A 16,002-nucleotide genomic window follows, 5' to 3' on the forward strand; every position below is an offset into this window, starting at 1 on the left:
CTGAGATGACTAAAATATACGTCGACGTTCTTTTTGCTCTTTGAGTTCACATAAACACAAAGTAGGCAACCACCTGAGTACCAGCAGCTCACGCACACTTACCTAAATAAGAAAGCAGGGCAACTAATTGCCCCGCTTAAAAGCAAACCGCTGTAAGGTATCCGTTAGTTTGTTTGTGCTTCCAGGCTTACACCGTTATATGATGAGTAGCCGCGCAGCATGATGTGATAAGTCCCTGCAGAGGGATTATTCACTGTACATACTTCATTGTTACCATTTTTGTAAGGCCGACAATCATAGGTCGTGCGAGTAGGTTGCGCATTTGCGCGTACATACAAATCAGCGTCACCTGAGCCACCGCTCATAGTAAAGGTTACTTTGCTTACGCCATTACCAACGTTAAATGTATAGAAAGTTTCACTGCCAGATCCACCACTCAGGCTAGTTTTTGCAACGCCATCTTGTAGTTCATTGCCACCGCCGCCATTGAGCGCTGCATCTACAGCTGCAGAAGCATCAATGATACCCGTTCCACAACTGCTACAAGTAGCAGGGAAACTGCGAGTCGTGCTCTTCAAAATACTTTCAACTTCGTCCGGTGTTGCAGTAGGCTTAGCTTGCTTAATCAGCGCGGCGACACCAGCAACATGCGGTGCTGCCATTGATGTACCCTGTGAGTATGCATAGCTGTCACTGGAAGGTGTGTTGCTGCCGGTGTTATAAGTTGACAGAATACCTTCTGGATCATTAGCAAAACTCTGCGCACCACCTGGTGCTGCAACGTCGATATTTGATCCGTAGTTAGAGTAATATGCACGACCGCCATTACGACCTACAGAAGCAACATTGATAATGCCTGAACAGTTACCCGGGTTGAAGTTTGCAGAATTTGCGTTGCTGTTACCCGCCGCGATAACAATAGTTGCACCATTTGCACGCGCAGTATTAATCGCACTCTGTGTGGTAGAGCTACAAGCCCCCTGGCCACCCAAACTCATATTAATGACATCCGCTGGATTTGCATTTGCCGGCACGCCAGAAACCGAGCCGCCAGACGCCCAGATGATACCATCAGCAATATCAGAAGTCAGACCGCCACATTTTCCAAGTACGCGAACGGGTACTACTTTCGCATCGTATGCAACGCCGGCAACCCCCTGACCGTTGTTTGATACGGCCGCAACTGTACCTGCTACATGTGTACCGTGCCAGCTAGAGCTACGTGCGCTGTGAGTATAACCACACTCATTCGCAGATACCGCGTCACCAGGATCGCGAGCATCGCTATCACGACCACCACCGTCATTTGCTACAGACAAATTAGAGATCATGTCGTAGCCTTGCAAAATATTTGGATTCAGATCAGAGTGTGGACGATAACCGGTATCCAGAACAGCGACTACGACACCATTACCAGTTGATTTGTCCCATGCGGCCGGGGCATTAATACCACCTGCAGATTCAAAATAGTGCCACTGATCAGAATAGCGTGGATCGTTCGGCGTTGCGAACGGCTGTAGCATTTGGTCAATTTCGATATATTCGATATTGCCTGTAGATGCCATTTCCTGCATCAAGCTTTGTGCTTCTGCCGCTGTCAATGTCTTATCTACGCGCATAACGTGGTGATTGCTTAAAGCCATTTTACGAACATACTTGGTTTGTAGTGAAGCTTTCTTTTTACTTTTGAAGTTCTTTACAAAGCTTTGTGCTCGCGCGTTCATCATTGCAGGAGACATATCAGCATCAGAGATAGACATAAGTTGGTTGCTGTTATCTTTATACTTGATGATAAATTGAGTACCAGCTGTATTCTGACCTTCAATTTTCTGGCTCAGTTGCGTCATGCTTGCAGCGGAGTGGAGTGCTTCAACCTCACTTGCGAATGCATGGGTTGTAGCGAACATACCTGAAACAGCCAGCGCGATGGCTCCAATTTTTAAATTATTAGTTGTCATAATAGTTTTTCCCTAGATTAGTTGTTGTTCCTTCCGTCCAAGATTAAGTACAGAAGGTTCACAACTGTAAACACAGGGTTACCGTTTGTTTAAATTACTTTTGGCTATATAAAATACAATTCGGGTTATAAGACATGACTTTATTTCACATACTTCATTGTTTTGTAATATTTTATCGACAAAAAAATGACTAGTTATGATATATTCTTCATGTAAATGAATGTAAACAGTTAGTAATGTTTTATTAGCATTTCAAACGTTTTAATGTCGATAATTTCAGCACGATACTGTTAAGATTGCCTTATCAAACAGCAATCCAAATTTCCCCGTCGAACGGATTTCACTCTTGTAATAAACTAATACCTGAGCGGTAACCACTTCCCACTAACGCGAGCTATCGCATTTCAAAAGCAAAATTCTGAACATAAAACGAACGGGCGTTTATCAAAACACGCCTGCTTAAAAGTAGGCATAAATGCATAAAAACATATTAAATCCATACATATATATGTATATTTTTACTCTTTTAAGAACAGCTAGGCCAATGATTAACTGACACTTATCAGGGTAGGGGAAAGTTCACAGAGCTTAGGTAAGCTTCACTCTCATTAAGCCTGGCTTGCTTAATGGTTTTTGCAGAGCAGGGCAGCATCGCGTCCGATGCAGCCCTGTAATCAAATAAAGACTAGTACTTCGCTACAGCCCACGGCATTGCTGGGCGTCAAAGTCCACTATGATACTTGCATTGGTGGTATCGCCTGTGATCTTAAGATAAGACCAATACTCACTGCCAGCTGCAATTTGGATGCACTCCGTTGTTGTACCTGAGTTGGACTCTGCATCTTTATCATTATCACTTGGCCAGCCGCCATTTTTATACAGTATATGTAAGTTACTCGTGCCATGCGCCGTTGTGATTGCCACATTTTGTGCAGATGACACATCGCCGATCGATAACCACACGGTGCCATCTCCGCCCAGGCATTCAGCTTTACCAGCTTCCAGACGACCTCCAATTACCGGCTGCTGCGTCGCACATGCATCAGGTATAGTCCCACTCGTATCTTTAGCCATTACCTCAATGGTATAGTCCTCTACTTCGCCGTCGCCGATGGTGCCACACGCACTTTGAGCCGCGCCATTATACTTCATGGCAATACGTAACCTCGCTTTCGTACCTACCATGTTTGCGGGAACATTAATTGTTCCTGTTACTTCACCTTTGCCTGACACATCAGATAGAACCTGCTCAGATTGTTCGAACTGACCGTTGTTATTAAAGTCGATCCAGGCAACCCAGTGTTCAGTGTAGGAACCACCCGGAGTAAAGGTAAACTGGTTATCACCCTCTGTCAGTTTAATAGTCTGGTCTGAAAAGTCGCTATATCCGTTCGCCGGTGAAGGGTTACTAAATGTGCCACTTTGGACATTTGCAATCCATTCATATCGGGTATTACCGCTGGCAGAGCAATATTCGATACCCGTAATGTCGACTAAAGCTTGTGCGCTATGGCTTAGGCCATCGTTATCTGTCACTTTCAACGTGGCAGTATAATTTCCTGCCTGAGCATAGGTATGCGTTGGGTTGGCATCACTACTTGAATTACCATCTCCAAACTGCCACAAGTAGCTGACAATATTACCGTCTGTATCTTCCGAACCAGCACTACTAAATGTAACAGACTGACCATTCATAGCGGAGTAGGGACCATTGGCCTGAGCAGTAGGTGCAACACGCTCTAATTTAACTTCAGCCGTGGTGGTATCCGTTGATGTATTTCCATCGTTATCTGTGACGGTTAACTTAACTGTAAAGACATCTGTACTTTGATAAGTGTGTATCGGACTCAGCGAAGTCGATGTATTACCGTCACCAAATTCCCATAAATAACTAACTATGCTGCCATTCGCATCATTTGAGCCTGAGGCGCTAAACTGAATAGCTTCGCCAATGATGGCACTGTAGGGTCCATTTGCTTCGGCGATTGGTAATTCAGAATTTGCCGCTCGTTCATAATAAACAACCAATGATGCATCGCTATACTCAAGGAAAGGATCTATCATAATGTTCAGCTGACCGCCACCTGCGTCAAATTCACAATACTCGCTGTGCCTTGGCGCACTGAAGGGACCACAATCATGATTATCTGCAGTCGGTACAGAGTTTAAACTAACGTATGCGTCCGGATCTCCCTGATAGCCACCCGGCATGACCGCAACAGTGCGCAAAGCATCTGACGGAATATCAAATTGATACGTTTTTGGTTCTGCGCCTTTAGCAGAGCTTAAACCTGTTACTTCAGCCAAAAACACACGCTCACACCCATTACACAGCGTATCGTCCACACCAGAAATTACGCTCAGCGTCGCATTAGAGTATGCGCTAAATGCATCGATCGCTGTATGGTAAGAGTCTGTGCTTGAAGGCGCTGAGATCGTGACCAACTCAGGTGAACCGGCGCTTCGGAATGAGATAAAATCGGCGTCCCAGTTATCTCCATTTTTTACCGGCGCTTTACCTTTAGAGACATACATATCCGGGTCTTCATCATAGCCATCCAGATAAAAAGCGACAGCCTGAGTGCCTGCTGGAATCGTGATCTCATAGTTGTCTACATCGCCTTTTTGACCAGACAGATTAGAAAATGACTGGATCACATCACCTTTTGGCGGTAATACTGCGCCAGAAGTACCATCCCAGGGGTGGTCGGCATTACTGGTATATTCTTCAAGGCCTGTTGCAATCAGGTTTGCATTAGACCATAGCGTTGCCCTGGCGGGCCCATGAAGCGCAGCGGTCATTCTGTCCACTTGGTCCTGCGTGAACATGGCATAGTTATCCGAATAATGCATAAAGTTTTCGGTGTTTGTTGGCTGATCCAGGCAGTTTTTTGCATTATTTTGTAATATGCTGCTACTCATTTGTGGTGTATCACATGATCCATCACCGGTCGCGTTACAAAATGCCTCAGAGTGGATTGTACATACATTGCCGTCAAACGTGTGGGGCAGGTTTAGCCAGTGGCCAAATTCGTGAGTTAGCACAGAGCGGAAGTTTTCGTTGGTGTTTGCACCAACATAATCCCCGTTATAGACAACGCGAGATAGACCGTTTTGCGACATACTTAACTGAGGGTACCAGGCAACACCTGAGTTGTTGGTTGAACCATCATCATATAAGTCTTGCTGAATATAGATATTCATGTACTTAAAATTGTCCCAGGCGTCTGCGGCAATCTGGTCATCAACACCGCTTCCTTTACCGTAGCCTGCTTTTTGCGGATAGCGCACGATACCATTCGTAGGCTGACCATTTGGATCTTTTTTGGCGAGCACAAACTCAATATTCAGATTTTCGCGTATTGCCTGAAATTCTGGCGCGATAGGACCGTCATCGGTGATCAGACCCAGAAAATCCTGATTGGACTTGTTCAGACCGTCAATCACTTTCTGTTCGGTTAAGCAATAGGTCCCTGACTCACAGTTGTACCTGTCTCCATAAATATGCACGACCACTGGAATATAGTAACGCCCGGGGATACCATTGCCGTTTTCTGCCGCCAAGTCTTCCTGATTAGCCAAAGATGACATAATTTGCGTCGCGAAGCCGGAGCTAATCGATTGCTGTCTGAGATTCTCTTTTTGGATAGATGACCAATCCTGTGAATTGTGGTCCGTACCACAAATTTGGCCTTCATGGGTATGGCCCTTGGTCGAGGTTGCACTTAAAAGCAGCGAGTTGTTGGATGCAGCCGAACCTGACTCTAAAGATTGACCGGCCAGAGCCGATCCACACGTCAGCGTCGACAGCGCTATTAACATAGCATAACTGAGTTTATTTCTGGCCGGTGTCTTTGCCAATACTTGTTTAGCAAAAGGCATAGTATTCTCCTGTTGTTGATATATTTGTTAACAAGGTGATGCTCAATGCGAGTTCTCTTGTCCACCATGCAACTTGTAGTGTTATTATTTTTTACCGTTTTCAGTACTCTATTTTTTCTGTAACTACATAAAAGTGCATTCATATCAGTTACCTAACCATCACACCTCAACAGCTGGTGGATTTCTGTACGTCATGAAAGCTTTTTGTAACTTACATGAATGAAATTATATTGTATACAGTATAATTTAACATTTTGCATAATTGTTATTTTGAAGAAGTAGAGCAGGGATGCCCAAAAGTGAGCTAATGGGTTGTTTTTAGTGCTTATGTTGGTTGGTCAAATAGAGGAGGTGAATGGCATGGCTTTGCCCAATTTGCTGGGTTTACTTGACTAAACTAAAACCTGATACGCGTGGTAATCAATCTACTATTGGAATTTGATGCTTTGAGCACACACATTAGAATAGTAAAAATCAAAATAGTTTAACGATTGAAAGGAAACTACATGACAACAGACACTAGTGACTTTGATGGATGGACAAAGCACTACAGTTGGGCAAACTGTAAACGTAGAAATGAACAGTATGGAAAATTCATAAGTTCATAAATAAAGGCGCAAAACAAGCCCTTTACTCTATAGTCAGTGAAATAACATCACAATTGGTAGCACAGCACGAAGGCTATAGGGCACATGAATATGAGCAAAAAGTGACCGAAACCGTTAAAAAGATATGGAATTCGATGCTAAAGATAGGTGGTTGCGCGGCGGTTCTTTCTGGCTTGGGTCCTATATACGCGCCAGCAAAAGACCTGCTAACTGCCAACACAACTAGTGACAAAGAGCACAGCTTACAGTCACTGTATCCAAGGCAAAGAGAGGCAGTTAAGAGTCTAAAAGCGTTCCTAAGTGAATATGCAGAAGTAATTAACAATAAGCAAATAGTTGTCATAGTAGATGAACTTGACCGGTGCCGACCTAATTATGCGATTGAGTTACTTGAAACCATAAAGCACTTTTTTGAAATGCCTGGCTACATGTTTGTAGTCGCCACAGATACCGAACAGTTGGGACACTCGATAAAAGCCATATATGGATCTGATTTCAACGGCCAAGAGTATCTGTCTAGATTTTTTATCCGCAGTGCAAAGCTGCCAGAGCCAGACAAACTTACTTTTAGCAAATACCTTGTTGAGTCCTCGCAAATAGGTCAAATATTGGAGGAGCTTCAACTACCGCTCAAGCTTGAGAAAGAAACTCCCTTTGAACACATAAGTAATATTCTGGCATGTATTGGGACGATATATCAGCTTTCATTGAGAAGAATGGAGCAATTATTTGCAAAATTTGAATCCATAATTAGTTACATCGGTACGAACACATATTGTGACTGTCATCTAATGCTCCAATTAGTTTGCGAACATGATCACCCTGAATACATGTATTCTTATCAAGAAAAAAAGCTTAGTAAAAGAGATATAGTTGATGAGAAGCTAGTTGCCAAATATCAGCAAAAGAGGTCTTATGGTAAGGAAGGTTCTGCTGGCTATGCAAAAAAGATTAGAAAAGAAAGCACGGATTACTTATATATCGCTGACTTATTCGCCTATATCTTTATCTTGCATTCAGCCTCAGCTGGCGTAAAGAGCGCAACAATTGATGACACTCAATGGAGGAAACTGAATCAAGTTGCTCCAATCAACGAACCTGAAGCTTTCGTTACAGTTGGCTATTACAAGCTATTTACCGAAAAAGCTCCATTAAACACAATGCAATTTGAAGACTACTTCAGATATGTGGAACTCGCTGCTAACTTTGAATAGCATTCTATGAAATGACAGTGATTAATATCAAACAATTCAGTTTCGCAAGAGAGTAAAGACCGATACTGGTTAGTATCGGTCTTTATTTTACTAGGAATCACCATTATCAAAATCGACCACCGACAGCATTGTTGAAAATTGGCAAAAGAACGGGGTAAAGAAAGGCTCTTCGGGGGCCGAGTAAGAAGTTTAATAACTATAAACATCAGAGCTGGCGAATGACGGATAAACGTCGTGAACAAAATTGAACGCAAATCTATACCTTTAAGTAAGAGGCTAGCCATTGTCGATACCGATATAGGCTAAATAACACAGATACTGATACTCTGAGGGGATAAACTAGAAAATGACCATATTTAACATAATATAAATTATAGGATGTTAAATAATTAGTCCTATAATGAATATCACAAGCGTATTCTCCGGTTTTCCAACCTCAAAAATTAGCTTAAAACGAGACATCACAACTTGAAATACCTTAGAGCTCACAGTACACGGCCTATCAGCCGGAGAACTTAGCGCTATGCCTCACCAAGAGGTAGATTCTGATACTAAGTAAAGATCTACCTCTCGAGCCAAATTCTGACGCATCTACCGTAGCTGTATTTTCAGGCAGTTAATAGCTAGTTTATTGCTCAACAATGATCCGAAGCATACGGCGCAAAGGCTCTGCGGCGCCCCATAAGAGCTGATCACCCACAGTGAATGCGCTGATGTATTGCGGGCCTATAGTCAATTTACGAATTCTGCCGACCGGAATGCTTAATGTACCGGTGACTTTAACAGGCGTAAGTTCCTGCTCCGTAATCGTTCGATCGTTTGGGATCACCTTTACCCATTCGTTATGCGATGCCAGAATTTCTTCGATTTTTTCAACAGGAATATCTTCGCGAAGTTTGATCGTCAGCGCCTGAGCATGGCAGCGCATTGCGCCAATTCGAACACAGATCCCATCAACAGGGATCGGTTGTTTACTCGAACCCAGAATCTTATTCGCTTCAACCTGAGCTTTCCATTCTTCTTTGCTTTGGCCACTTTCCATAGGTACATCGATCCAGGGAATTAAGCTGCCGGCGAGCGGGACGCCAAACTGATCAGTTGGCAAGCTGTCGGACTTTAGCTTTTCAGCGACCAGTTTATCTATTTCCAGTATTGCCGCACCTGGGTCGTCCAATTGTGCTTTAACTGAATCATGTATTTCACCCATCTGGGCGATCAGTTCTTTCATATTACGCGCGCCGGCACCCGATGCCGCCTGATAGGTCATCGGACTCACCCATTCTATCAAGTCTTGCTCAAACAAGCCGCCAAGTGCCAGCAACATCAAAGAAACGGTACAATTTCCGCCAACAAAGGTATTAACGCCCTGCTCCAGGCCTTGCTTAATAACGTCTTTGTTAACTGGATCCAGCACAATAATACTGTCGGATGACATTCTTAATGCTGATGCCGCATCTATCCAATAGCCATTCCACTCTTTGCCTTTCAAGTCACTGTATACAGACTTGGTATAATCTCCGCCCTGGCAGGATAAAATGATGTCCATTTGCGACAGGCTATTGAGATCATAAGCATCCAAGAGTGCTTTAGACTCGCCGTTTACTTCCGGTCCTGGCTGCCCGGCTTGAGATGTGGTAAAGAAATAAGGTTCAATATCAGAAAAGTCATTTTCTTCATGCATACGTTGCATCAATACAGAGCCGACCATTCCACGCCAACCAATTAGTCCTACTTTTTTCATGGTATTACCTTTTTTTGAATCATTGAGTACTTTGCGTGAGAGGTATGTCTAGACGTCTAAAAATAGCAAACATTATCCGAAGAAACTATACTTTTAACGTTAAACTTGTACATAAATTATAAAAAACCCCGCATAAGCGGGGTTTGGATACAACATGTAAAGGTTGTGTCCCATACTGCCGCCTAAGCAACAGTTTAGAACTAGGTTGTTAGCAATCAGAAACTCATTCTAATTGCCAAAATTCTGATTTTGTATGTGAGAACAAAGTATGGCTTAATTCTAACAAGGGTTCAAGAAATTTTGATTACAACGATCTGAAAAGTAAGAAAATATTTTCCCAATTTAGTAAAACCACAAATATCACATAAGTTTAACCTTATCACCAACTTAAACCACAAAAATTGACTTAGAGCAAATTTAAGAACACCACAAAAGGATCAAACAAGCATCGCTTTCATTTGTACCCATCTTTTGGTGAGCGTACTCTTCTGACATTCAGCTTTATGCAAAAGTACTGGCGCGTTTCCTAGGGGGGAAATTGAATAAAAAAAGCCTTCGGGACTCAACAGACCGAAGGCTTTTGGATTTCTAAAAAACTAACTTAGAATTCGTACTTGTAGCTCAGACTTACGCTAGTGCCCACCTCTTTTTGCCGCACTATAAAGTCAGACTGAGTCACTTCCTGTTCTTCATCAAGTAAGTTCTGAACCTTGAACTTAACTTGTGAATTGAAGTCCGGGTACCAAGTGTAAACTAGGTCTAGAGAATGGAATGGCTGCTCAAACGCGTCTTCACGACCACCGATACCAGATGCCAGAATACGTTCACCAAACACATTATACACAAGTGAACTACTGTGCTGACCATCTGCAGAATCATAGTTAAGCTGCAAGTTTACTACATACTTAGAATGTCCCGTCATACGCTTGGTTGGATTCGTCAGGTTACCTGCTCTTGCCGGATCAATTTCAACTTCGGAGTCACTCAATGTTACGTTACCCGATGTAAAGAACCCACTGACTACGCCTGATAAATCGTAAAGCCACTCGGCTTCAACACCGTACACTTCAACAGTGTCGCCGTTTACAAATGTGGCTGTATAATCTTCATCGCCAACTTGCAATATCGACTCTATCGGCGCTGTAATATCTTTATAGAACGCGCCTACCGAGAAGTTGTCGCCATTATCCATATAGTATTCAAATCGTGCATCATAATTATTCAGTTCGCTGCTCTTGAGTCCCGAAACACCGATTGTCCGAATATCGGTTAATGGATCAAAATATGCGACCGGAACTAATTCACGTAAATCAGGGCGAACAACTGTTTCACCATAACCAAATCGTATCTGATACTTCTCACCGCCGAGATAAGTCATAGACAGTGCGTTAAAGAAATCATCTTCGTTAACTGTACCAGCAAGGATCCGCTCTTCCGAATAGATAGTGCTGTGCGTGACACGATCAAAAACCAAGCTTGAGGTACCAATCGACACCTGTTTGAAGTCTTCATAGCGAATACCGCCACTTAAACGCCAGGTGTTATTGAAAATTGCGTCAAACTCAAAGTAGCCAGCATCTATTTTCTGTGCTGCGATGTAGTCATCAGCGCTTGGAGCCGTAGGTTCATTGAACGCGATCAAAAAATCGTTATTAGAAACAAAGTCATCACTCAAGTAAGAAGTAATACCATTGATTCCCTCTAAATCGGAATTTACCGGAATTGCAATGTTTGTCTCATTGTGGATCGCAAAGCCTGAAGTCGAGTAAACACGTGCACGGTCGACGAAATCATAACCAGCTTTAAAAGTTAGTTCGATGTTCTCGAGATACAAGGGTAACGTCAGGTTTCCGCCGTACGACTTAACGTTATCTTCCATTTCAGTATATGAATAGAGGATACGGTTATCGTCGCCCGTTACTATTGAGTCTTGATAAGTTTCAGCTTCATCAAAATTGTCAATGAAGTTATAACCAATATTGGTAGGGATCTTTGTTTCAGCCTTTGACTCTGTATACTGCCAATCGACTCCGATACCCATGTAGTCCATGAATGTGTGTTGGCCAACAACCTGATCGATATCCAAAATACGCTCTTCATAGTTAAAGTCGTAATTGCGATACGCCTGGCCCGTTGCAGCTTTCGTTCTTACTGTACTACCATTAGGACTCTCTGATGTGGAGAGTTCTGACTCCTCCTCAGTATCCTCCAGGTAAATTTTTGAATAAGAAATATTGTGCTGCTCATATTTATAGCCCAGATTGAATACACCACTGATGCGCTCTGTTTGCGTCGTCTCTTTTGAGTCCTTTACCGTCACATAACAAGAATTAGTTGCGTCTTCTGCTGTCTCTAATGTTGTTTTACATCCTTCCTGAAATGACTGATCTAGGACTGCTGTCATTCGTTCCGAATATTTCCAGTCGTTGTCATAAGATGCCGCAGCCAGAAAACCGATCGTTCCGCCAAGCCAACTTTCATCAAAGCTGTTACCAATGCTCGCTTTTATATCATAGTTAGGATCCAGAGACTCTTCCTTGACACGAATATCTCGAGGTAATTCGAGTACCAAAGACTTATTAACTGCAAGTGCCTGGTCTGCGGGAGTCAGATCTCCATCACCGGTAAACCCTTCACGCTCAACGATGCCTCGCAGGGAAAGATCACCACGATACCTAACTATTGCTGTCTGAACCGCGACGGGAATACCACTATCATTTCTGTTAAACGTGTATCCATCCTGAGAGTTAAGATTCTGACCAACTCCTACCTCAATATTGGCTACAAACTCGCTCGGAACTGACTTAGTTCGAATGTCTATGTTACCCCCGCCAAATGCAGCTGGCATAGAAGGAGAATAGGCTTTTTGAACAGCCAGGCTCTCTATGATGCTCGATGGGAATATGTCCAGAGGAATAACGTTGCGGGTCAGATCCGGGCTAGGTACCGCTGCACCATTTAATCGAGCACTTGAGTAACGCTCACCCAGGCCACGTACGTAGATGAATTTACCATCAACAAGCGTAAGACCCGTTACACGTCGCAGCGCAGATGCTACGTCGCTATCACCGGTACGAGAGAGTTGCTCTGCACCAAGGATATCGGCTACGAAAGCCTGATTTTTACGCTCTTCAATAACAGCCGCAGCACTACCTTGTAGACGTGAGCCGACTGCAACAACTTCTTCAATTTCCTGCGCTTCTTCAGCAAATACAGGCGCAGTCATACCGACGGACAAAGAAGCACCTACTGCCAAAGCGACTTTTCTTAATTTTATCTGCGTATTCATTTGCAATCCTGATAAAACTCGTAAAAAAGGCGCAATCAATGCGCCTAGTTCGAAATACTTATTGAGCTAAAAACAAAGTAATCTTAGAGATTAGTCTTTGTCAGCTAGTTCAAGAGCTTCTTTAACCCACTTGTACCAAGCGCTTGACGTATCTGCGTTTGAAACTGCGCCTACATAGTCAACTTCTTCGAAGAAATCGTCATTTAGAGATTTCAGGTCATTTGCTTCAACGGTGATATCAGCAGAATCTGGGTTAGTTGAGAAGCCATCCTCTGCTAGTACGTCACCCTTTTTATCGAGAATGATGCTCTTACCATCATTATCCCACCAAGTTGTGTAATCCTGACCTTCAGGAAGTGGCTTGCCAGAATCTGTAAAGTTAGCAACACAAGCAAGTACAGAGCTGTGGAAGTTTAGATTGTTGGCAACTGCGTTTTTAGCTGCATCACTGTCTTTAAAGTGAAGACAGGCTGTACCATTCGTAGCGTTATCTTCTTTAATGAACATTGTGTTGTAATACTGACCACGGATAGCATCGTCAAATGTTGCAGCCTGAGAAGGATCATTGTCACGGATTGACCTGCCGTCTGTGGTAACAACTGTTACATTTGCAATGGTTGGATTAGATGGAGATACATCATCGTACTCAGGGCCTGTCTCTTTTTCTCCATCGGTTTCAAAACCATTGTTACCCATGAAACCATCAGTGCCAGCGTTAATAGTCTGGACGATCTTGTTTCCTTCATCATCTTTGACAGTGTAGTTCACATCTTTTTTGGTTTTAATAGTGCCGTGCTTAATATAGATGAACTGAGCCTTACCCTGCCAGCCAGCATCAATATCAATGGAATCGTCTTGGGTATCAGTTACAACAATATTTTTTATGTTTGCAGCGCCACCGAAGAACTCAATACCATCATCAAAACCCTGGTGAATGTGAAGGAATTCAAAGCTAGAGCCAGAGCCTACTGCATTCAATGTCAATGAGTTAAGGTCGTTACCGATGCCGCCTTCACGTGGACCAGAGCCAGCATAGAATATTTTAGCGTACTTGATGTTACCACTGTCGTCTGCATTGTTATCTCCGCCGAAATGGCTCACGATACCTTCTGCCGGAACATTACATAAATCGTCAGCACGAGCAGCATTAGTACACTGGTTGGTTAACCCCTTACCGTTGATCATGATACCGCCCCAGTCAGCAAACTGAGGACCAGTGCCAGTGATGTCAAATTCTTCGATGTCGTTTGCTGATGTAAATGTAATCGGTGCGTCAGCAGTACCTTCGGCCATGATTTTAGCGCTACGAGAGATACGAATAATCGCTTCACCTGAAGCAAATGCCATAGTTGCACCAGGCTTTACTGTTAGAGTAGGACCAGCCTTTGGCACTGCACAACCTGTACTAGTATCACAGTTTTCACCAATTAGCAGAGCGCCAGCGAATACGTGTGCGCCACCATTAGGTAATGCATCGAATGTAATGTTTTCTGTGATTTCTAATGCTTTACTTGCGAATGAAGTATCATAGTAACAATGTTTGTCGTTACGGAAGTCACCCTGTACTTCTACGCCAGCAACGGTACGAGTTACGCATGGGTTAGTAACAACTGGCTCTTTATCGCCATCAGTGTTACCACCATTATCACCACCGGAATTATCGCCGCCTGTGTTAGTATTATTATTTGTTGTTGTGTTATTTGAATCTGTAACGCTTGTATCGTTTACAGTCGGTGTTACTTCGATGTCACCGCCACAACCAGCTAGTACAAGTGCAGATGTAACAAGGCTTACTTTGAATAACCCAGTAAGTTTCATTTTATTCTCCGTTGAGTGTTTATTTGAGCTGGCGTTATCATATAAACCATATATTTCATTTGTGTGTCTGTTTATTTTCAAAAAAATGAAAGTATCTATTTAGGGTAAGAACTTTTATTTTTCAGGCATAAAAAAACCGCCCGAAGGCGGCTTTGGTGTTGCGATTATAAAATCATAACAGAGCTTGCTTTAACGTTTGGGCGTGAATTTTTTCTCGCTTAACGTATTTAATCCACTGCTTGGCAAGATTAGCTGATTTTTTGTGCTTCTCTGCCTGTTCAAATGCAAGTATAGATGCATCAAAGTTTTTCAAATTATACTGCGCCATTCCCAGTGCAACATAGGCGTTCGATTCAAAGGTCAGGTCTCCTTTGTCCAGTGCGCTACGGGCTGCATCTGCTGCTTCATCAAACTTTTCCAGGTTGATGTACACTTCGGCTATACGCTGTAGATAGTTGCCATGGCTAACATCTTTGTCTGCCTTAACAAAGTAATCTATCGATTTGCTCTCGTCTTTAGACTGTACATAAGCCTCAGCAATAAACGCATAGTTTTTGGCATTGCCTTCAACTACGCCTTTTTTTATACCTTCGTCCAAAGCTACCGCGGCTTTGTATGGTAAACCGTTAAACAGATAAACCTGGGCGAGCTGAATGATGTCACTGCGTTTTTGAATAAAGCCTCTCTGCTTAGCCGTTTCCAGCAAAGCCAATTGTTTTTTCTCTTCGCCTAACTCGCCAAACATACCCGCCAATTGAATCCAGTATTCAGGCTTATCAAACAGCTTAACCATTTTCTCGAGTACATCAGCGACCTTCTGTGGCTGGCTTAATGAGTAATATAGTGCCCTTTGTAAAACTAACCAGTTTTCCTTAGGTACATTTCCCTCACTCTCTGTTAACGATACAGCTATATTAATATTCTCTACTGCTGATTGATAATCTTTATCCTGGTATAAAGCCTGTGCTTTTAATACATAGTAATTACTTTTAATTGGTTGAGTATTTATTTTCTTCCATCTGTCTAAATAATCAACCGTTGCCTTGTAATCACCATTTGCCATCGCCAGCTGCGCAAGACTGAAGGTTGTCGATAATCTCAATGATTCCGGGATCGCTTCCTCGGCGACAACCAGCTCAAATGAACCGATAGCTTTATCGAGCTGGTTTTCGTTGTAGTAGATGAACCCATAGAAATTGTGCATCATGGCAATTTCGTAAGAGTTCATACTTCCTGAACGTTCCTTGATGGAGTCGAGCACCTCAAGGCCAGCTTTGACATCACCGTCATCAGCCAATTTTTGTGCACGTGCAAGCTGGCTGTATACCTTCTCGCGCAGTGCCGGAACTCGCTTAGTTTTAGTTTCAGCATGAGCTACAGCCAGGTCTACGCCGGGTAACACCGAGACAAGGCTTGGCGCCACCAGACCAGCACAACTTAGTGCACTTACCAACAAGGCTTTTTTAAATAGTTTCATAATCGCACCTTTGTC

7 protein-coding genes are annotated in these 16,002 nt (G+C 43.1%); 1 reads left to right on the top strand and 6 read right to left on the bottom strand.

All coding sequences use genetic code 11. From position 1 onward, the window contains the following. Positions 1–164 precede the first annotated feature (164 nt). Positions 165–1,958 (bottom strand): S8 family peptidase, encoded by a 1,794-nt coding sequence (locus CWC22_RS24005; protein WP_138539281.1) that lies wholly within the window; start codon positions 1,956–1,958, stop codon positions 165–167. 696 nt (positions 1,959–2,654) lie between these two features. Further along, positions 2,655–5,840, bottom strand: coding sequence for a M43 family zinc metalloprotease (locus CWC22_RS24010; RefSeq protein WP_138539282.1), 3,186 nt, complete (start codon positions 5,838–5,840; stop codon positions 2,655–2,657). Positions 5,841–6,477: 637 nt separating this feature from the next. On the opposite strand from CWC22_RS24010, the gene CWC22_RS24015 reads away from it, so the two are divergent. Beyond that, entirely contained in the window at positions 6,478–7,662 is a 1,185-nt protein-coding gene (locus CWC22_RS24015) for a KAP family P-loop NTPase fold protein (RefSeq protein ID WP_326838543.1), read from the top strand. A gap of 628 nt (positions 7,663–8,290) precedes the next feature. On the opposite strand, the gene asd is transcribed toward CWC22_RS24015, so the two are convergent. The 4 genes from asd to CWC22_RS24035 form a co-directional block, all read right to left on the bottom strand. Beyond that, positions 8,291–9,403 carry an aspartate-semialdehyde dehydrogenase gene (gene asd, locus CWC22_RS24020; RefSeq protein WP_138539284.1) on the bottom strand — a complete coding sequence of 371 codons (1,113 nt, stop codon included), beginning with the start codon at positions 9,401–9,403 and terminating at the stop codon, positions 8,291–8,293. Positions 9,404–10,004: 601 nt separating this feature from the next. After that, positions 10,005–12,692 (bottom strand): TonB-dependent receptor plug domain-containing protein, encoded by a 2,688-nt coding sequence (locus CWC22_RS24025; RefSeq protein ID WP_138539285.1) that lies wholly within the window; start codon positions 12,690–12,692, stop codon positions 10,005–10,007. A gap of 90 nt (positions 12,693–12,782) precedes the next feature. Next, positions 12,783–14,510 carry a hypothetical protein gene (locus CWC22_RS24030; protein ID WP_138539286.1) on the bottom strand — a complete coding sequence of 576 codons (1,728 nt, stop codon included), beginning with the start codon at positions 14,508–14,510 and terminating at the stop codon, positions 12,783–12,785. A gap of 172 nt (positions 14,511–14,682) precedes the next feature. After that, on the bottom strand, positions 14,683–15,987 hold the full coding sequence (locus tag CWC22_RS24035) for a tetratricopeptide repeat protein (RefSeq protein ID WP_138539287.1): 1,305 nt from the start codon (positions 15,985–15,987) through the stop codon (positions 14,683–14,685). Positions 15,988–16,002 lie beyond the last annotated feature (15 nt).

The organism is Pseudoalteromonas rubra, from assembly GCF_005886805.2.
GTDB classification, from domain to species: Bacteria; Pseudomonadota; Gammaproteobacteria; order Enterobacterales; family Alteromonadaceae; genus Pseudoalteromonas; species Pseudoalteromonas rubra_D.